Below are 18,126 nucleotides of genomic sequence, written 5' to 3'. Positions count from 1 at the left end.
GTGCGCCCCTAGTGACCGTGCTCGGCCTCGCCCTTGGCGAGCTCGGCTTTGAGGAGGAAGGCGTTCGTGCCGGCGACCCGTTCAGCCCCGGTGAGGCCACGCAGGATTTCAGTCCGCCCCCCGGCCTGACGACCGGCGAGCACCGGACGGGCCTGGAAGCCGTTCGGGACCTGAACGAAGACGACGGTGTTGCCGTCGACGGTCTGGACGGACTCGGTCGGCACGGTGAGACCGCCGGTCGTCTCGCCCGTCACGATCGCCCCCGTGACGGCGGAACCGGCCGGCGGGAGGACAGAGCCCGTCGGCCGGGCCCGAATGACCGTGGCGCCGCTTTCGCCGCCCGCGCCTGCGGCAACGCCGGTGACGATGGCGTCGAAGTCGCCGCTGGGGCTGCTGACCCGCAGAGGCGCCCCGGCCCTTACATTGGCGGCCAAAGCAGGCGGCGCGTTGAAGACGAGCTCAACCCTGGCCGGGTTGGTGACCTCGGCGACAACGCCGCCAGGGGCGACGAAGCCGCCCGGTCCGACCTGGACGCTGGTCACGACTCCGGTGATGGGGCTGGTGACGCTGAGGCGGCCCGAAGCGTTGGGCGAGCCCGCCGCGCTGGACCGCGCGCGAGCCGCGCGGGCGCCGGCTTCGGCGCTGAGCAGTTGCGCGCGGGACGCCTCGACCTCCTGTCGGGCGACAACGCCCTGGTCCGCCAGATTGCGGTTGCGTTGATAAGCCTGGCGCGCCACTTCAGTTTCGGCGGCCGCCGCGTCTGCGTCCGCGCGGAACGTCGCCGCTTCACCGCTGACGACGCTCGCCAGGGGCTGACCGATCCGGACCGACTGGCCCGGAGCTACGAGAACCCGCTCGACCCGCCCGCCGACGGACGCCGCCACAGCGGCGCGCGCGTCGACCATGGGCTCGACCCGCCCGGAGAGCCGGGTTTCGGCGCCCCCTCCCCGACCGACGCCGACCACGATCAGGTTGGCGGCCTGGGCCTGGGCCGCGCTCAGAGCGACGAAGCCTTCCGGCGCTTCGGCCTCGCCTTCGTGGCCGGCTTCGCCCTCGGCGTGGGCGCCCTCTTCTTCAGCGTGACCCGCCTCACCCTCGGCGGCGGCTGGAGCGGCGTCCGGCCCGCGCGTGAGCAGGAACAGCCCGCCTCCGCCAAGCAGAACGACGGCGGCGGCGCCGCCGATCAGCAACGTCTTGTTGGATGTGCGCTTGCGCATCATTGGGCTCCTTGGAAGGGGGCGCGGCCGTCCTGGCGCGCAAGTTCAATCTCGGCCTGGACGCGTGCAAGGCGCGCATCGACGGCCGAAGTTCGGGCAGAGATCAGGGCTGCACGGGTGACCCGCAGCTCGAGTTGGGAGATGCGCCCCGCTTCGGATCCGATCCGCGACAGACGGTAGGCCTCCTCGGCAGACGCCACCCCCGCATCGGCGGCGGAGACCCGGCTCACGGAGGCGGCGAGGCGCGCCCGCGCCGCGGCGCGATCGGCCTGGGCCTCCTGGCGGGCGCCCAGGAGCCGCGCATCCGCAGCCCGGAAGTCGGCCTGCGCCGCGTCGATGTTCCCGCGGTTGCGGTCGAACAGGGGCAGCGGCATGCTGACGCCGAACGTCAGCGCCGTCGCGTCCTCCATCTCGTAGCGACGGACACCAACGCTGGCGTTGATGTCCGGGCGCGAGCGGATCCGCTCCACATCGATCCTGCGTTCGGCGGCCGCGCGCTGAGCCTCGGCGACGCGAACGGGCGGCGCCTCCGCCGGGGGAGCGAAGGTCGCGGCAGGTGCGAGGTCCAGCAGGCTGGTGTCGATCGTCGTGACCGGAGCCGCCAGCATGGCGACTGCGGTCAGCCGCGCGAAGGCCGCGTCGCGCTCCGCGACGGCTTCATCGCGAGAGGCACGCGCCGCAGCCGCTTCGCTTTCCCCCTGGATGCCGCGCAGCAGCGGCTCACGGCCTTCCTCGACAAGAACAAGGGCGGCCCTCGCATCGGCGATGGTCAGGGTGAGGCTTTCCTCCGCGAGAGCAGCCCGCCTTTGGGCGGCTTCCGCATCGGCATAGACCTGAGCGAGCCTTCCGGCGGCGTCGATGATGGCGAGATCCCGCTGCAGCGCCGCGGTTCCGGCTTCCGCGCGGGCGACATTGACCCGCGCGGTCCGACGTCCCCACAGCTCGAGGTCCTGGCTGATCGACAAGGTGGTTTCGGCATTGGCGTAGCCCGAGAAGGGCCCCGTGCCGAAAGCGTTCTCGGCGTCGAGAGCGATCGTCGGATTAGGCCTCGCACGGGCCTGGCGGACACGTGCTTCGGCGGCGTCCGACAGGGCGCCGGCTTCAAGGGTGGCCGGGGTTTGACCCAGCTGGGCGAGCAGCTCGGCGAAGGACGGCGCGGGGTCAGCCCAAGCGGGACTGGCCAGCACGGCCGCGAATGCGGCCAACGCGCAGCCGACCGCGAAACGCGGCGGCCTGCGATATGAGGGAGGCATGATTCATCTTCCAGAAATTTGACACGAGTTCGCGCGCACGGCGGCGCAGACGTCCGGTCAGACTCTGGGAGGGCGCTTCAGGCCGTCGGGAGAGATCGACGACGGAAAATCACTCGAGGGGAAGGCGTGAACAGGCCGCGCGTGGATCTGCATCGCGATGTGGTCGGCGACATCCGCACGGGCAGTTCCGTTGTGGTGGCAGTGGCCGTGGGTGCAGACTCCGTGCCCAGCGCCAGGGTCGACCTGGTCGCCATCGCCCGCATCTTCAACGACCATGGCGTGAGCCGATGCCGTCTCCGGGACGCAGGTCGCGGCGTCAGCGATCGGGGCGACGAAAAACACGGCGGAGACCAGGGTCACCGCCAGTATCAGTCTTGCCCATGTCGCAATTGGCCACGCCATCGCGTGGTGGATACTTTCATTCGGGCGATCAAGCAATCTGTTACAGTGTTCGGGGGCTGCGACTGTTTCGAGTGACCACCAATCCGCGGTGAGGGAGAGGGAAAGTCGACATGCAAGGCCGAGAGTGGCGCGTCGTCGGCCATCTCGACCTATTCAGCAACGTCGAGCGATCTTTAAGCGAGCGCACGCTGATCGCGTCCGATTCTTTCGCTGCGTCTGCAGGTGGATCGAGATTGCAGAATGCGCAATCTTCACCCGAGTAGCGCTCCCGCTATCAGGTCGGGCCATCGTGAACCGGTCAGCCAGACCGCTCCGCCGGTCGCCGCGACGCCAGGCTCTGGGTAAGGTCGTTGCGCGCGCATAGCCAGAGCGAGCGGACGTTGGCGTCGCCTGCGCAGTGGCTTACCAGCAGTAAGCCGGCCAGGGCGTTGGCGAAGAAGCCCAGAGGGCCCAGTCCGGTGATGCCACGGGACGGCGCCCCGGAGGTGGCTCGCGAGATCGCGTAGCTGAGGAATAACAGCACCAACGCAACGAGGCTGGCGCCTTGGCCATTGGCCGCCCCGGACTGCACGGCGACCGAACGTCCGATCACGGCCAGGCTGATGCCGTAGGTGGCGCGTCGGCCAGGAAGTTGAGCACATTGGCGCCCAGGGGGCGCCGAGCCTTGCAGGGACACGCCGCTGGCTATGGCCATAAAGGCGGCGCAGTTGACGGCGATCACCGCGATCATGATGCGCCGGTAGGCGGGGTGGCGCTGTCGAACCTGGAGGCCACGCCGCAACTGCAGCCGGGCGAGGAAGTGCACAGGACGAGAGGGGGTTCAGTCATCGGATTACCCTTTCGCGAGAAGCATGCATCTCCCAATGGCTAGACGATCATGCCGAGAATGCATGGCTTCCATGAAAGAAACGCCTGTCAGATAAAACCAGCTTGATCCTCTAGTAACTAGAGGGCCCAAAATCAGTTGAAATCCATTGGAGGCTTCATGATCACCATGCACCCGACGCGACGCGTTCCCGGCCGCCTGCAGACGATCGCCTTCGCGCTCGCGGCGCTGATCGCCGTCGTGGATCAGGCCGCCAAGGCCGCGGCGCGCGCTCAGCTGGACGCTCCGATCAACCTCACGCCGTTTCTCGCGCTGCGTCTCGGGTTCAACCCCGGCGTCACCTTCGGCCTGTTCGCCGGCTCAGGCGCCGTCGGCCGCTGGGCGCTGAGCGCCGTGGCCTCCCTGATCATCGGCGCCCTGCTGGCGTGGATCTGGCGCACGCGCAGCGCCGTGACGGCGGCCGCCGCAGGCCTCATCGCCGGTGGAGCGATCGGGAACCTCGTCGACCGGCTACGCTTTGGCGCGGTCACCGATTTTATCGATCTTCATTGGGGGGCGGCGCACTGGCCGACCTTCAACCTCGCCGATGCGGCCATTGTCTGCGGCGTCGCGCTGCTCCTCCTCACCGTCCGGGGCTCGGACAGCCGCGCGGCGTCCTCGACCCTGGGACGGGCGGCGCGATGAGGCTTCCCGCCGAACAGAGGGCGATCGCCGTCCGCTCGGCGCCGGCGATTCTCATCACCGCCTCAGCGGCGGCCTCCGCCTGGCTGCGGCTTTCCCCGCCCCTTCTCGGCGCGGCGCGCGACATGGCGACGGCCGATAGGCTGGCCTATGCCCTGCAGGCGAATCTCCCGGTCTTCCTGTGGCTCGCGGGGTGTTTGAGGGTGGTGGCCAGCATCCGGTTCCGGTCCGACGCCGACCGGCCGGGTCCGCCGATGCGGCGCCCGGCGCCAGGCTCGCCCTACCCGCCGCCGTGCTACAGAACTCGCTTGAACAGACCGTTCTGGCGGTGAGCGCCCACCTGGTGCTCGCCACCGTGCTGCGCGGCGAGGAGATGATCCTGCTGCCGGTGTTGGTCCCTCTTTATCTGGTTGGTCGGGGTTTCTTCGCCCTGGGTTACGCGCAGGGCGCGGCGGCCCCGGCCTTCGGCATGGCGCTCACCGGCGCCTCCACGATTGCCGCCTTCGGCATCGCCGTCGTCCTGATGGGGCTGGGCCGATGATCCCTCCCCGCCCCAGATGCCTTTCACCCGCCGTTACGAGCTGACGCGATGCCCCTCCCCTCTCCCGCCTCGTCCGGGTTGCGCCCCATCGGCAAACTGGCCGCCGCCACGGGCGTCAAGGTTCCGACCATCCGCTTCTATGAAGAAATCGGCTTGCTTCCGCCGCCGCCGCGCACCGCCAGCGACCGGCGCATGTATGACGACGCGGCGGAGCGCCGCCTGTCATTCATCCGGCATGCCCGCCAGCTGGGCTTCGATCTGGATTCGATCCGCTCCTTGCTTGATCTGTCGGATCACCCCGATCGACCCTGCGCCGAGGCCAGCACCCTGGCCGAACGTCATCTCGCCGATGTGAAACAGAAGATCGCCCGGCTCCGCGCCCTCCAGCGCGAACTGTCGCGGATGACGACGGAATGCGCCGGGGGCCGGGTCTCCGCCTGCAAGGTGATCGAGGCGTTGCACGATCCATCCGCGCCGCTTTGACCCTGTGGAAGATCCGGAAGGCGCAAAGACCCCGGAGCCATTAGCCCACCGCGACGTTTGGAGGCGATTGGCGGCTCCCGTCGCGGACCGCCCGTCCTTCTGGAGGATTTCGATGACGCATCGGCCGACCTCGCGACACGGCGACCAGACCCTGGCCCTGCTGACAGACCCTTATCGGCGCCTTTCCCACCTGTTCGAGCAGGCCGGCGCCGACGTCGTCGAGACCCGCCTGGCGCTGAAGGAGACGACCTGTCTGAGAGGCCGCGAGGCGGCGCGGATCTTCTATGACGAGACCCGCATCGTGCGGGCGGGCGCCATGCCGGCGCCGGTCCGCCGCACGCTGCTCGGCGAGGGCGGCGTCCAGGGGCTGGACGGCGAGGCCCACCGCGCCCGCAAGGGCGTGTTCATGTCCCTGATGTCGCCAGCCCGTGTCGCGCGACTGGGCGAACTGTTCGAAGCGGAGTGGCGGCGCGCGGCCGTCGAATGGGCCGGCGAGGACGACATCGTGCTGTATGACGCCTTGCAGCCGGTGCTAACGCGGGCCGTCTGCGCCTGGGCCGGCGTGCCGCTCGAGCCGCACGAAGAGGCGAAACGGGTCCGTCACCTGAGGGCGCTGTTCGACGCGGCGGGATCGCGGGGCCCCCGGCATCTGTGGTCGAGGCACGCGCGTCGCCGCGTCGACGCCTGGCTGGGCTCGATCATTGAAGACATTCGCGCCGGCCGTCTGTCGCCGGATCCGGACACGGCCGCCCACGCCTGGGCCTGGACCCGCGCCGCGGACGGCGAACCGTTGCCGATCCACACGGCGGCGGTCGAACTGGCCAATGTATTGCGGCCGACTGTCGCGACCTCGGTCTACATCGTGTTTGTGGCGCACGCGATGCAGGCTCACCCGGATGCGGCCCGTCTGGCCGACGCCGACGCCGGACGTCGCCGCGCCTTCGTCCAGGAAGTCCGACGCTTCTATCCGTTCTTCCCGGCAGTGATCGGGCGTGTGCGCGCGCCGTTTCGCTGGCGCGACCTGGTCTTCCCGGAGGGCCGTCAGGTGGTCCTCGACCTCTATGGCTCCAATCACGATCCCGCACACTGGACTGATCCCGAGGCGTTCCGGCCGGAGCGGTTCAGCGACGGCTCCGGAGATCCGTTCGGTCTCATCCCCCAGGGCGGTGGGGATGCGGCGACCGGTCACCGTTGCCCTGGCGAAGGGATCGTCGTGGAGCTGATGGAGCGCGCCGTCGGCCTGCTCGCCGACCTGAACTACCGGCTGCCGGATCAGGATCTGGAGATCGACTTCCGCCGCCTGCCGGCCCTCCCCGGAAGCGGGTTCCGAATGGAGACGCGCGACGCGGCCCTCAATGAGGGGGGCGCCTGATGCCGCTTCCTCGGGCTGGCCGGGGCCCTTCTCTCCCATCCACTCGCAGCAAAGGCTGACGCCATGAGCCGTTCGACGACCTCCTACGACCTGGTGATCATCGGCGGCGGGCCGGGCGGATACCCGTGTGCGATCCGGGCGAGCCAGCTCCGCCTGTCGGTGGCGGTCATCAACGACCGCGAACTGCTCGGGGGGACCTGCCTGAACATCGGGTGCATTCCGTCCAAGGCGCTGCTCCAGGCCACCGAGCGGCTGGAGATGGCGCGCAATCTCGAAGCGTTCGGCGTCATGGTCGACAATGTGCGGGCCGATCTTGACGGTGTCATGCGGCACAAGGGCAAGATGGTGACCGAGCTTGGCGAAGGGGTCGCCTACCTCCTGCGCAAGCACAAGGTCGCCCGCTTCCAGGGCCGCGGGCGGCTGCTGGCGCGCGACCGGGTGGAGGTGCGCGCCGCGGACGGCGCTTTCGAGGTGCAGGCCAGCAAGGCGGTGGTCATCGCCAGCGGATCGGAAGCGGCGACCTTGCCCGACCTGCCCATCGACGAGCGGCGGATCGTCACCTCCGCCGGCGCCCTGAGCCTGACGGCGGCGCCGCGCCATCTAGCGGTGATCGGCGGCGGCTACGTCGGACTGGAGCTGGGGTCGGTCTGGCGTCGGCTCGGCAGCGAGGTCACGGTCATCGAGGTGCTCGACCGGATCGCCTCCGGCGTCGACTCGGAGATGTCGGCGGCGCTGCACAAGGTGCTCGAGGCCCAGGGCTTCCAGTTCTGCCTTGGGCATAAGGTGGTCGGATCGCGGATGGAGGGCGACGACGTCGTCCTCGACGTCGAGCCCATGGGCGATGGCGCGCGAGGAACCATCAAGGCCGATGTCGTGCTGGTCTCCATCGGCCGACGGCCCGCAACCGCCAGGCTCGATCTGGAAACGGTCGGCATTGCGCCCGACCGCAGGGGCTTTATTCCGGTGGACGAAGGGTTCCGGACCAGCGCCGACGGGGTCTACGCCATCGGCGACGTCATCGGCGGCGCCATGCTGGCCCACAAGGCGGAGGAGGAAGGGATCGCCCTGGCCGAACGCCTGGCGGGGGGCGCGGGCCATGTGGACTACGGAACGATTCCGGCGGTCGTCTATACCTGGCCGGAACTGGCTTCGGTCGGCCGCACCGAGGACGACCTCAAGGCGGCCGGCGTGGCCTACCGCGTGGGGCGCTTCCCCTTCTCCGCCAACGCCATGGCCAAGGCGCGTCTGGAGAAGAACGGTCTGGTCAAGGTTCTGGCCGACGCCGCGACGGACAAGATCCTCGGCGTGCACATCCTGGGCCCTGAGGCCGGCGGGTTGATCCATGAAGCGGTCGCCGCCATGCAGTTCGGCGCGGCGGCCGAGGATCTGGCGCGCACAAGCCACGCCCATCCGACCCTGCCGGAAGCCCTGCGCGAAGCCTGCCTGGCGGTAGCCGAGCGCACGATCCACCTCTGACGGCCGCGCGTTACGAAGTCTGACCCGACGGCAGCCGCGATCGCGGCCGCCTCTGCGGGCCCGGGCGCGTCCGCGGTTTAGACGCGACAGCGGCGTCGCTTGAATGCTATTGCGAGCCGCTCACAACTAGGTCTCCCATGCGTCCTCTGCTCCGTCTGCTCACCCTGCTGTTCGCCCTAGGGTTGGCCGCCCCGGCCCTCGCCCAGGCGCCGTCCGCCTCGGAGGCCCAGGTCGCCTGGCGGCTGCTGGATTATGTGGCGGTCGACTACGCCGGCGCAGTGGCCGACGGCGAGATCGTCAATCCGGCCGAATACGGCGAGATGATCGAGTTCAGCACCCAGATCCGGACGCGTCTGGACGCCCTGCCGGCCAACCCGGCCAAGGCCGCCCTGATGCGCGACGCAGAGGGCCTGCAGGCGGCCATCCGGGACAAGGCGGATCCGGCCGTCGTCGGCGCCCGGGCCAAGGCCCTGGCCGGCGCGGTGCTGACGGCCTATCCGAGCCCGCTGGCGCCCTCGTTCCCGCCCGACCTGGCCCGCGGCGCCGCCCTCTACGCCGAGCAGTGCGCGGTCTGCCACGGCGTGACCGGGCGCGCCGACGGCCCCGGCGCCGAAGGGCTCGATCCGCCGGCGATCGCCTTCGCCGACGTGGAGCGCGCGCGCCAGCGCAGCGTCTTCGGGCTGTATCAGGTGATCGACCAGGGGCTGGAGGGCACGGCGATGGCCAGCTTCTCGCACCTGCCGGCCGAGGACCGCTGGGCGCTGGCCTTCTATGTCGGCCGCTTCGCCTTCACCGACGCCGAAGCCGCCGAGGGCAAGCGCCTGTGGGACGGCGATCCGGCGGTCCGCGCGGCCTTTCCCGACCTGGCCGCCCTCACCCAGACCACGCCGGCCGAGCTGGCCACCCGCCTCGGCGAACCCCGGGCGCGGGCCCTGACCGCCTATCTGCGACGTCATCCCGAGGCCGCGGCGCGCCCGGCCGGATCGACGCTGACCCTGGCGCGGACGCGCCTGGCGGAGAGCGAGGCCGCCTATCGACGGGGCGATCGCAAGGCCGCCACCGACGCGGCGCTGTCCGCCTACCTCGACGGCGTCGAGCCGATCGAGCCGGCCCTCGGCGCCCGGGACAGCGCCCTGCTGCGCCGGGTCGAGACCGCCATGACCGAGCTGCGCGTCTCTATCAGCCGGGGTGCGCCCGCCCAGGAGGTCGCCGGTCGGGTCGCTCGTGCGAACGCCCTGCTGGACACGGCCGAGCGGGCCCTCGCGCCCCAGGAGGCGGACAATCTCGCCAGCTTCCTCGGCGCCTTCACCATCCTGCTGCGCGAAGGCCTAGAGGCCCTGCTCATCGTGGTGGCGATGATCGCCTTCCTCAGGAAGGCCGAACGGCCCGAGGTGCTGCGCTACGTCCACGGCGGCTGGGTCGCCGCGCTGGTCGCCGGCGGGGCCACCTGGGCGGCCGCGACCTTCTTCATCTCCATCAGCGGTGCCAGCCGGGAACTGACCGAAGGGTTCGGTTCGCTTCTGGCCGCCGTCGTGCTCGTCTCGGTGGGCATCTGGATGCACGGCAAGTCGCACGCCGACGCCTGGCAGACCTATATCCGCGACAAGCTCTCCCACGCGCTGTCGAAACGGTCGGCCTGGTTCCTGTTCCTGCTGTCTTTCGTCGTGGTCTACCGGGAGGTGTTCGAGACCATCCTCTTCTATGCGGCGATCTGGAGCCAAGGCGGCCACCTCGGCATGCTGGCCGGCGCCCTGACGGCGGTGGTCATCCTGGCCATAGTGGCCTGGGCCCTGCTGGCCTACAGCAAGCGCCTGCCGATCGGCCGGTTCTTCTCCCTGAGCTCGATCCTCATGGCCATCCTGTCGGTCGTCCTCGTCGGGAAGGGGGTGGCGGCGTTGCAGGAGGCAGGCTGGCTCGATGTCCACCCGCTGGCCTGGATCCCCCGGATCGAAATCCTCGGCCTCTACCCGACGGTCGAAGGCGTCGCCGTTCAGCTGCTGACGATCGCCATCCTCGTGGTCGGCTTCTCCCGGCATGCGGCGCCGAAGGGCGCGCGGCCGGCGGACATCGGCTAGGGTCGCCAGCCCTTCACCTAATCTTCCGCCCCGCCGGGCGCCGGATGGGCAGGCGCCGGCTTCCGGTTCCTGAACCGCCCCTCCGACCCCGGAGTTCGCAGCCGGGCGACGGCCTTATCGGACGATGGGTTTGCCTCCGGCGGGCAGCACATCGGGCTCTTTCGTTGGAATGTCGTCGCTTGCGGGATCAAGAACCTCCGGCACGTTGCGATGCAGCTCGTCGATCCAGACCTGGCCATGAGCGTCCGAGGGCATGCGCCAGTCGCCCCGCGGCGACAGAGAACCGCCTGTCGTGACCTTGGGTCCGTTCGGCAGGGCCGAGCGCTTGAACTGATTGGCGAAAAAGCGCTGCAGGAACACCTCCAGCCAGCTGCGAATAGACCCGATGGGGTAGGCCCGCTTTTGCTCGTCCGGAAAGCCCGGCGGCCAATTCCCGGCGGCGGCGTCCTGCCAGGCGTGCAAGGCCAGGAAGGCGATCTTGGAGGGCCGCAGCCCGAACCGGGTGAGATAGTAGATCCAGAAGTCGTGGAGCTCGTAGGGGCCGATCTTGCCTTCGGTGCTCTGCGACTCGCCCTCGGCCGTCTGCGGGATGAGCTCCGGTGAAATCGTTGTCGCCAGGATGTCGAGCAGGACGTCGGACACCGCGGGGTCGAACAGGCGGTTCGCCGCTGTCCAACGGACGAGGTGTTGAATGAGGGTTTTCGGGAGCGAGCCGTTGACGTTGTAGTGGCTCATCTGGTCGCCAACGCCGTATGTGCACCAGCCAAGCGCAAGCTCGGACATGTTGCCGGTGCCGAGCACCATGCCGTTTCGCTGATTGGCGGCCCTGAACAGGAGATCTGTCCGGAGCCCGGCCTGCACATTCTCGAACGTCGTGTCGTACACAGGTTCGCCCCTCGCGAACGGATGGCGCAGGTCCTGCAGCATCTGCTGGGCGAGCGGCTTGATGTCGATTTCCTCGACGGTCACGCCGAGCCCGTTCATCAAGGCGTAGGCGTTAGACTTGGTCCTCGCGCTCGTGCCGAAGCCGGGCATTGTGATCCCGAGAATGTCCGTGCGCGGACGTCCAAGCAGATCGAAGACCTTGGCCGCGACGATCAAGGCGTGCGCGGAATCCAGCCCTCCGGACACGCCGATGCAGATCTTGGCTGTTCCGGTCGCCTCAAGCCTCTTGGCCAGCCCGCTCAACTGTATGTTGAACGCCTCGTAGCAGTCCTGGTCGAGGCGGGAGGGATCGTTGGGCACAAAGGGAAAACGGTCGATGCGTCGTCGCAGGCCGAGGTTGTGAACTGGCGGATCAAGATGGAAGGTCACCCGGCGAAAGCGCCGGTCGGGCATCCCGTTGGCGATCGCGGCCTCGTTAAAGGTGCCGGTACGCATACGTTCCAGCTGCAGCCGTTCCACGTCTATGTCCGCGACGGCCATCTGGGACCCCAGGCTGAAGCGCTCGGTCTCCGCGAGCTGCGCCCCCAGCTCGTAGATACAGGCCTGTCCGTCCCAGGCCAGGTCGGTCGTCGATTCTCCATACCCGGCCGCGGAGTAGATGTAGGCCGCCCAACAGCGGCCGGACTGCAGCTCGCAAAGTCTTCGCCGCGTGTCCGCCTTTCCCACCACGATGTTGCTTGCGGACAGGTTCGTCAGAATCAGCGCGCCGGCGAGCGCGGCGAAGTCGCTGGGCGGCGCGGGCGCCCACACATCCTCGCAAATTTCGACATGAAAGATCAGGCCATCGACGTCGTCGGCCTGGAACAGCAGATCCATTCCGAATGGAACGGTCTCGCCCCCGATCGTAATCTCGCCTTCCACATCCCGCCCGGAGGCGAACCATCGCTTTTCATAGAACTCGCGGTAGTTGGGCAGATGGCCCTTTGGCACCACGCCAAGGATCCGCCCCCGGTGGATAGCCACCGCACAATTGTACAGACGTCCCTCACGACGGAGGGGCGCGCCGACCAGTATGACCGGGTGGAGATCGCGGCTTTCGGCCACGAGGTTCACGAGTTGCCGCTCGACCTCGTCCAGCAACGCCCGCTGCAGAAACAGGTCGTCGATGGAATAGCCCGACAGGCCGAGCTCCGGGAAAACCATCAACGCGGTCCCGGCCTCGTTCCCCTCACGGGCGAGCCTCAGGGTCTGCTCCAGATTGAACGCCGGATCCGCGATCCTGCAAACGGGACGGCACGCAGCGACCTCACGAAGCCTTGCTGGTAAATCGACAGGAAATCGGCTGCGTTGCGAGGCACGTCCTGCTCCTATTCCGCTTCGGGCATTACTGTTCTCGGCCGGACGGCCCGCGCCTGGTCCCCCTTGCTAAGCGCGGCAAGGGCCTGGAGGTTCGTCAGGATGAGAACGTCACCCGGAGAATAGCCTTTCGCCACTTCTGGCGAGTTACGGCCATCGCGATGCTCGGCGGCCGCCGCGGCCATGGCGTCAAGGTCCGTATTAAGGCGGGAGGAATGCGAGGCGTGTTCGCGTGGTCGAGGGGAGGTCACGCCTGGCGCGCGATGACGATCCCCGACAGATCGGAGGCGGCGTCGAGGGGAATCCCGGCCGCCTTGCGCTCGGAATAGCGGTCCACCAGCTGGGCCGCGTGCGGCCGGGTGAGGATGGTGAAGCGCACCAATTCCTCCATCACATCGACGATCCGCTCATAGTAGGCCGAGGGCTTCATCCGGCCGGCCTCGTCGAACTCCTGGAAGGCCTTGGCCACGCTGGACTGGTTTGGGATGGTGATCATCCGCATCCAGCGGCCCAGCAGGCGCAGGGTGTTGACGGCGTTGAAGCTCTGCGACCCGCCCGACACCTGCATCACCGCCAGGGTGCGGCCCTGGGTCGGGCGCAGGCCGCCCAGGCTGAGCGGCAGATGGTCGATCTGCAGCTTCATCAGGCCGGAGACCTGGCCATGCCGTTCCGGACTGCACCAGACCATGCCCTCCGACCAGAAAGCGTGCTCGCGCAGCTCGCGCACCGCCGGGTGGTCGTCGTCGCCGGGCGCGCCCGGCAGGGGCAGGTCGGAGGGGTCGAAGATGCGGGTCTCGCATCCCATTCGCTGCAGCAGACGGGCCGCCTCCTCGACACAGAGCCGCGAATACGACCGCTCGCGCAGCGATCCATACAAGAGAAGGATCCGCGGCGCGGGATCGGTCGGACCTAGCCCCCGGGCGGGGTCGGCGGACAGATAGGCTGCATCCAGAGCCGGCAGGTGATCCGGATCCGGCAGCGGCCGCAGGCGGGCGAAAGTCATCAGAGGTCCTTGATGAGATAGGCCGCTGACGCCGGGCAGACGTCCGCGAACTCGCGGGTTTGCCGGATCGCAAGGGGCGCGGACGCCCGTTCGGCGGAGACGAAAGCACGCCGGGCGAAGAATAGCTCGGCCGTCGTGGTGAGCAGGTGAAGCCGTTCGCTACCCAGATCGCTCGCCATGGCCTCGACGGCGGTCAGTATGCGGCTCCCGATCCCTTGGGCCTTCAGGTCGGCGAGCACGACCAGGGAGCGCAGCAGGAGATCCTGCCCCTCCCCTTCCAGGCCGACATAGCCGGCGATGCCGCCGTGTTCGTGGGCGGCGAAGTATCGACCAGCGCCAGGCTCGGGCAGACCCGCGCCGCGCAGGGCCGCGATCAGGCCGACGTCATCCGCGTCCAGGAGATGCAGGACGACCATCAGGCCGCGTCCGCCGGCGGAGCCGTATCCGGGAACCAGCGGCGTCCCATCCACAGCGCAACTGACACCAGCAGGATCAGCACTGGCACCTCGACCAACGGGCCGATGACGGCCGCAAAGGCGACCGGCGAGGTCAGGCCGAAGGCCGCGATGGCGACGGCAATGGCCAGTTCGAAATTGTTCGAGGCCGCGGTGAAGGCCAGGGCGGTGGTGCGCGGATAGTCGGTCTCGATCAGCTTGCCCATGAGGAAGCTGACCACGAACATCACAAGGAAGTAGATCGTCAGCGGAATGGCGATGCGCAGGGCGTCCAGCGGCAGGGCCACCACCTCCCCGCCCTTGAGGCTGAACATGACCACGATGGTGAACAGCAGGGCGATCAGGGTGATCGGTCCGATGCGCGGCAGAAAGCGCCGCTCGTACCAATCGGCGCCCCGGCGGGCGATCAGGCTGCGACGGGTCAGGAAGCCGGCCAGGAAGGGAAGACCGAGGTAGACCAGGACCGCCCCGGCGATGGTCCAGACGCTGACGTCCACCACACTGCCCTGCAGGCCGAACAGGGGCGGCAGGACGGTGAGGAAGATCCAGGCGTAGAGGCTGAAGAACAGGATCTGGAAGATCGAGTTGAAGGCGACGAGACCGGCGACATACTGGTTATCGCCCCGCGCCAGCTGGTTCCACACCAGCACCATGGCGATGCAGCGCGCCAGTCCGATCAGGATGACGCCGGTCATGTATTCCGGCTGATCGCGCAGAAAGATCACCGCCAGCGCGAACATCAGCACCGGGCCCAGCACCCAATTCTGGAACAGCGACAGGGCCAGCACCCGCTTGTCGGCGAAGACACGCGGCAGCGCCTCGTACCGGACCCTGGCCAGCGGCGGGTACATCATCAGGATGAGACCGACGGCGATTGGGATGTTGGTCGTGCCGATCGAGAGGCTATTGATCCAGGCGGGCAGACCCGGCGCCAGCGTCCCCAGAGCCACGCCGAGACCCATGGCCACGAAGATCCACAGCGTCAGCCAGCGGTCGAGGAAGGACAGGCGACGCGGCGACGTAGTCGTCACGGGGGTGTCGATCATCGCTTCACCCGCTGGCCGGCGGCGTCGATGACGACCTCGCCGTCCTCCTTGGTAAAGGGTTTGAGATCGTCGTCGGGCAAAAGATCGAGCACGGCCTCCGATGGCCGGCAGAGTCGAACGCCCAGGGGACTGACGACGATCGGGCGGTTGAGAAGTATCGGATGGGCCTCGATCGCGTCGAGCAGTTGATCGTCCCTGAGGCCTGGATCACCGAGGCCCAGTTCGGCGAAGGGCGTGCCCTTTTCGCGTAACAGGTCGCGCAGCGGCGCGCTGGTGCGTTCGGCCAGCCAGGCGATCATGGCCCGCGACGGCGGGGTCTTCAGATACTCGACGACGTGCGGCTCCATGCCGACATGGCAGATCAGCTCAAGCGCGTTGCGCGACGTCCCGCTGGCGGGGTTGTGATAGATGACGACGTCCATGGGATCCTCAGGGGCGGCAGGGTGCGAATTCGGCCAGCAAGGGCTGACACAGGCCCGCCCTCCCCTCGCAGCAGTCCTTAAGCAGGAACAGGACCAGCCCGCGGAACCGGTCCAGGTCGGCCCGGTAAATGATCGAGCGGCTGCGCCGCTCCGACCTGATCAGCCCCGCGCGGGTCAGAACGCCGAGATGGGACGACAGTGTATTGGCCGGGATGGCCAGATGGTTCGAGATCTCACCGGCCGGCAAACCGCCGGGTTCGTGGCGCACGAGGAGACGAAACGCCTCCAGCCGCGTAGACTGCGCCAAGGCGGCGAGAGCGAGAATCGAGGCTTCCGTTTCCATAGTTCTGAATTAGTCGAACTATGGAAACAATCAAGCTTTAGCGTTCCCCTGATCAGGCTGACCGACGTCCCAGCCCGGGGATGCCGCGGATGTAGACCAACTCCGCCAGGAGCTCGATCAGAGTCTGGGTGACGATGATGGCCGGGACCAGGGGGATGGCGCCGGGCACGACCAGGGCCAGCGGCAGGACCACGAGCGAGTTGCGGGTCCCGGCGCTGAAGGCGACGGCGCGGCCGGCTTCCGGCGTCAGCCCTGCGAGCCGCGAGACGGCCCATCCGATGAGCGGCGCCAGCACGGAGAAGGCGACATAGACCGGCACGACACTCAGGGTCCGGTCGAGGGTCTGTCCGAGTTGCGGCATGACCGCGGCGACGACGATGAAGAGCACCAAGGCCGTGGCCGGCACCGGCGCCAGGCCGAGACCAGACGAGACTCGCTCGCCCGTTTTGCTGCGGGCCGCCCAGGTCTGGACCAGCGCCGCCAGAACGAACGGGATGGCGATCAGCCAGACGAAGGCGTGGATGAACGGACCTGGCTGCACATAGGCCGCCGCCTCGGCGCCGAGGAACAGACGCAGATAGATGGGCAAGAGCGCCATCTGGGCAATCAGCAGCACCGGTGTCGAGGCCAGGAGCAACCGGGCATCCGCTCGACCCAGATGAGCGAAGGTCACGACATAGTCGATGCAGGGACAGAGCAGCACCATCAGCACGCCGAGACGGATCAGGGGATCGGCCGGCAGGAACTGCACCAGGCCCAGGACAAGCAGAGGCACGGCGATGAAGTTCACGGCCAGCAAGGCGCCCATGAACCGCAATTCCTGAAGCGCCCGGCCGAGGGCGGCGACGGGCACCTGCAGGAAGGTGACGAACAGCATCAGGGCCAGCGCCGGATTGATCGCCGATTCCAGCACCGCCGTGCCCGGGATCACGAACCCAATGGCCGTCGCGACGATCACGGCGGCGAAATAGATCCAGACCTGTCGGGCTTCGAGGCCGTCGCGAAGTTCAGACGTGTTCATCCCGGATCCTGACTTCGCACTGCCCCCCCCCCTAACGGGCGCGAACGCCCCGGCCTGTCAAGCCTCGTCCTGCGTTCCGCGGGTCAGAGGGTGGACCGATCACTGGCGGCGTTCGAGCGGCGTCGGCGCACGCCCGCAAGCTCTGGCGCGCGCACCGCACTCAAGGGTTTGGCTTGGTTCCTACTCCGGCTAAGATGGTCCCCGGCGGGCCTCGACCGGATAGCCTTTGATCTTGAGCCAGGGGACGTTCTGCGTCGGCGGCGATCACGGGTGAAGACGTCGAGCTTCACACAGAAGTTCCCGGCCCGCCCCCTCCCCTCCTCACCAACGGGCGGCGCTGAGGCGACGCCAACGATCCTTCTCCGCCAGAGGCACCTCGGCCAGATCGGCGTGATCGCGCCACCGAGTGATCACGCCCTTCTCAACCTCGAAAACGTTGATGACGCGGACGTTCATGACGAGGCCACGGTTCGCGGCCAGCAGATAGAGGCTTTCGGCGATGACCAACTCGCCCTGGGTGACGGACTTGAGGATGTGAAGTTCGAACAGAGAATAGCTTTGGAAAAGCCGACGCCAGAAGCCGAGAAGCGCTGTACGTCCGACGAGTTCGCCCGCGATGTCGAACTGGGCCGCGACCTGCTCCGACAGATAGGATTCGAGGCGACGCACATCGCGTGATGCGATCTCCCCGGCGAAAGCTTGGACGACGTCTCCGGGCATAAGCGACCTGATCACCGTTCAGGCGCGCAATCATGCTCCGATTCTCATCGGAAAACTCGCGTATCGCGTGTGACCAACGATGTCACTCCGGTTCGATAACCCCAGCCCCCACCCCGACCGCGACGGCCTCTATCCGGGTGCGCACGCGCAGCTTCGAGCACACCTTCTCAAGGTAGCTGTCGACCGTGCGCGGCGACAATCCGAGGATGGCGCCGATATCTCCCGAACTCTTGCCGCGACTGACCCACAAAAGGCACTCCAGCTCTCGCGGGCTCAAGGCGAATACTCGAGAGCCGACATTCGGTTGGAGGTTCGGAGCCATGATTTCACTCGCGATTGACCGGTGAAGGCTGAACGGACCAGCGGCCACGAGCAACACAGGGGAGTTGCGCATTCTCCGCAAGAAAGTTGCGGAGAATCGACGTCGGACCCGCCGCCCCTCAGGATCGAAGCCAGCGCCAGAGACTGATTGCCCCTGCTTTGGCGACCGCTTACACAGTCCGGCGTCGGGCGCCGTCAGATACGGGCGCAACTTGAGCCGGGGTCCGT

General features: G+C 68.1%; 19 protein-coding genes. 7 read left to right on the top strand and 12 right to left on the bottom strand.

From position 1 onward, the window contains the following. Positions 1-8: 8 nt before the first annotated feature. The gene (locus B4A39_RS13110) at positions 9-1,217 is read right to left on the bottom strand and encodes an efflux RND transporter periplasmic adaptor subunit (RefSeq protein WP_040349349.1); all 1,209 of its coding nucleotides are present in this window, start codon (positions 1,215-1,217) and stop codon (positions 9-11) included. Next, the gene (locus B4A39_RS13105; RefSeq protein ID WP_292036977.1) at positions 1,217-2,422 is read right to left on the bottom strand and encodes a TolC family protein; all 1,206 of its coding nucleotides are present in this window, start codon (positions 2,420-2,422) and stop codon (positions 1,217-1,219) included. Before B4A39_RS13105 ends, B4A39_RS13110 begins: the two co-directional genes overlap by 1 nt. 189 nt (positions 2,423-2,611) lie before the next feature. On the opposite strand from B4A39_RS13105, the gene B4A39_RS13100 reads away from it, so the two are divergent. Beyond that, the gene (locus tag B4A39_RS13100; RefSeq protein ID WP_162790673.1) at positions 2,612-2,947 is read left to right on the top strand and encodes a hypothetical protein; all 336 of its coding nucleotides are present in this window, start codon (positions 2,612-2,614) and stop codon (positions 2,945-2,947) included. Between the two features lie 223 nt (positions 2,948-3,170). On the opposite strand, the gene B4A39_RS13095 is transcribed toward B4A39_RS13100, so the two are convergent. Then, a complete protein-coding gene (locus B4A39_RS13095) occupies positions 3,171-3,653 on the bottom strand; it encodes a hypothetical protein (protein ID WP_146756750.1) in 483 nt (160 codons plus the stop codon). A 204-nt stretch (positions 3,654-3,857) separates the two neighbouring features. Here B4A39_RS13095 and lspA point away from each other — a divergent pair, with 204 nt between their 5' ends. The 6 genes from lspA to B4A39_RS13065 all read left to right on the top strand — a co-directional run bounded on the left by lspA (position 3,858) and on the right by B4A39_RS13065 (position 10,326). Then, positions 3,858-4,382: a signal peptidase II gene (lspA, locus tag B4A39_RS13090; RefSeq protein ID WP_008258720.1), complete on the top strand. Its 525-nt coding sequence runs from the start codon at positions 3,858-3,860 to the stop codon at positions 4,380-4,382. 190 nt (positions 4,383-4,572) lie between these two features. Beyond that, positions 4,573-4,920 carry an MAPEG family protein gene (locus B4A39_RS13085; RefSeq protein ID WP_153923203.1) on the top strand — a complete coding sequence of 116 codons (348 nt, stop codon included), beginning with the start codon at positions 4,573-4,575 and terminating at the stop codon, positions 4,918-4,920. 78 nt (positions 4,921-4,998) lie between these two features. Continuing rightward, positions 4,999-5,403: a MerR family transcriptional regulator gene (locus B4A39_RS13080; protein ID WP_008263014.1), complete on the top strand. Its 405-nt coding sequence runs from the start codon at positions 4,999-5,001 to the stop codon at positions 5,401-5,403. A gap of 112 nt (positions 5,404-5,515) precedes the next feature. Then, positions 5,516-6,775: a cytochrome P450 gene (locus B4A39_RS13075; RefSeq protein ID WP_008261169.1), complete on the top strand. Its 1,260-nt coding sequence runs from the start codon at positions 5,516-5,518 to the stop codon at positions 6,773-6,775. Between the two features lie 63 nt (positions 6,776-6,838). Then, on the top strand, positions 6,839-8,251 hold the full coding sequence (gene lpdA, locus B4A39_RS13070) for a dihydrolipoyl dehydrogenase (RefSeq protein WP_292036975.1): 1,413 nt from the start codon (positions 6,839-6,841) through the stop codon (positions 8,249-8,251). Between the two features lie 137 nt (positions 8,252-8,388). Next, positions 8,389-10,326 carry a cytochrome c/FTR1 family iron permease gene (locus B4A39_RS13065; protein ID WP_292036974.1) on the top strand — a complete coding sequence of 646 codons (1,938 nt, stop codon included), beginning with the start codon at positions 8,389-8,391 and terminating at the stop codon, positions 10,324-10,326. A 114-nt stretch (positions 10,327-10,440) separates the two neighbouring features. Here B4A39_RS13065 and B4A39_RS13060 read toward each other — a convergent pair whose 3' ends face one another. The 9 genes from B4A39_RS13060 to B4A39_RS13020 all read right to left on the bottom strand — a co-directional run bounded on the left by B4A39_RS13060 (position 10,441) and on the right by B4A39_RS13020 (position 17,971). Further along, positions 10,441-12,468 (bottom strand): NAD(+) synthase, encoded by a 2,028-nt coding sequence (locus B4A39_RS13060; RefSeq protein ID WP_292037347.1) that lies wholly within the window; start codon positions 12,466-12,468, stop codon positions 10,441-10,443. A 346-nt stretch (positions 12,469-12,814) separates the two neighbouring features. Further along, positions 12,815-13,570, bottom strand: coding sequence for an arsenical resistance protein ArsH (gene arsH, locus B4A39_RS13055; protein WP_134581261.1), 756 nt, complete (start codon positions 13,568-13,570; stop codon positions 12,815-12,817). Then, entirely contained in the window at positions 13,570-13,986 is a 417-nt protein-coding gene (locus B4A39_RS13050; protein WP_134581262.1) for a GNAT family N-acetyltransferase, read from the bottom strand. Before B4A39_RS13050 ends, arsH begins: the two co-directional genes overlap by 1 nt. Further along, positions 13,986-15,071: an ACR3 family arsenite efflux transporter gene (gene arsB, locus B4A39_RS13045; RefSeq protein ID WP_134581263.1), complete on the bottom strand. Its 1,086-nt coding sequence runs from the start codon at positions 15,069-15,071 to the stop codon at positions 13,986-13,988. The genes B4A39_RS13050 and arsB overlap by 1 nt, the downstream gene beginning before the upstream one ends. Next, the gene (gene arsC, locus B4A39_RS13040; RefSeq protein WP_292036973.1) at positions 15,068-15,493 is read right to left on the bottom strand and encodes an arsenate reductase (glutaredoxin); all 426 of its coding nucleotides are present in this window, start codon (positions 15,491-15,493) and stop codon (positions 15,068-15,070) included. Before arsC ends, arsB begins: the two co-directional genes overlap by 4 nt. Positions 15,494-15,500: 7 nt before the next feature. Then, a complete protein-coding gene (locus B4A39_RS13035; RefSeq protein ID WP_292036972.1) occupies positions 15,501-15,836 on the bottom strand; it encodes an ArsR/SmtB family transcription factor in 336 nt (111 codons plus the stop codon). 52 nt (positions 15,837-15,888) lie between these two features. Continuing rightward, positions 15,889-16,857, bottom strand: coding sequence for an arsenic resistance protein (locus B4A39_RS13030; protein ID WP_292036971.1), 969 nt, complete (start codon positions 16,855-16,857; stop codon positions 15,889-15,891). A gap of 321 nt (positions 16,858-17,178) precedes the next feature. Continuing rightward, positions 17,179-17,577 carry a nuclear transport factor 2 family protein gene (locus B4A39_RS13025; protein ID WP_292036970.1) on the bottom strand — a complete coding sequence of 133 codons (399 nt, stop codon included), beginning with the start codon at positions 17,575-17,577 and terminating at the stop codon, positions 17,179-17,181. A gap of 82 nt (positions 17,578-17,659) precedes the next feature. Continuing rightward, complete coding sequence (locus tag B4A39_RS13020; RefSeq protein WP_292036969.1) at positions 17,660-17,971, bottom strand: helix-turn-helix domain-containing protein; 312 nt, start codon at positions 17,969-17,971, stop codon at positions 17,660-17,662. Between the last annotated feature and the right edge of the window lie 155 nt (positions 17,972-18,126).

Source organism: Brevundimonas sp. UBA4553 (assembly GCF_002387245.1).
Taxonomy (GTDB): Bacteria; Pseudomonadota; Alphaproteobacteria; order Caulobacterales; family Caulobacteraceae; genus Brevundimonas.
This window is presented reverse-complemented; position numbering and strand designations above follow the sequence as displayed.

Coding starts and splice junctions, on each gene's coding strand:
- B4A39_RS13110 (WP_040349349.1), bottom strand. CDS start 1,217: ATGCGCAAGCGCACATCCAACAAGACGTTGCTGATCGGCGGCGCCGCC.
- lspA (WP_008258720.1), top strand. CDS start 3,858: ATGATCACCATGCACCCGACGCGACGCGTTCCCGGCCGCCTGCAGACG.
- B4A39_RS13075 (WP_008261169.1), top strand. CDS start 5,516: ATGACGCATCGGCCGACCTCGCGACACGGCGACCAGACCCTGGCCCTG.
- lpdA (WP_292036975.1), top strand. CDS start 6,839: ATGAGCCGTTCGACGACCTCCTACGACCTGGTGATCATCGGCGGCGGG.
- B4A39_RS13065 (WP_292036974.1), top strand. CDS start 8,389: ATGCGTCCTCTGCTCCGTCTGCTCACCCTGCTGTTCGCCCTAGGGTTG.
- arsH (WP_134581261.1), bottom strand. CDS start 13,570: ATGACTTTCGCCCGCCTGCGGCCGCTGCCGGATCCGGATCACCTGCCG.
- B4A39_RS13050 (WP_134581262.1), bottom strand. CDS start 13,986: ATGGTCGTCCTGCATCTCCTGGACGCGGATGACGTCGGCCTGATCGCG.
- arsB (WP_134581263.1), bottom strand. CDS start 15,071: ATGATCGACACCCCCGTGACGACTACGTCGCCGCGTCGCCTGTCCTTC.
- arsC (WP_292036973.1), bottom strand. CDS start 15,493: ATGGACGTCGTCATCTATCACAACCCCGCCAGCGGGACGTCGCGCAAC.
- B4A39_RS13035 (WP_292036972.1), bottom strand. CDS start 15,836: ATGGAAACGGAAGCCTCGATTCTCGCTCTCGCCGCCTTGGCGCAGTCT.
- B4A39_RS13030 (WP_292036971.1), bottom strand. CDS start 16,857: ATGAACACGTCTGAACTTCGCGACGGCCTCGAAGCCCGACAGGTCTGG.
- B4A39_RS13025 (WP_292036970.1), bottom strand. CDS start 17,577: ATGCCCGGAGACGTCGTCCAAGCTTTCGCCGGGGAGATCGCATCACGC.
- B4A39_RS13020 (WP_292036969.1), bottom strand. CDS start 17,971: ATGCGCAACTCCCCTGTGTTGCTCGTGGCCGCTGGTCCGTTCAGCCTT.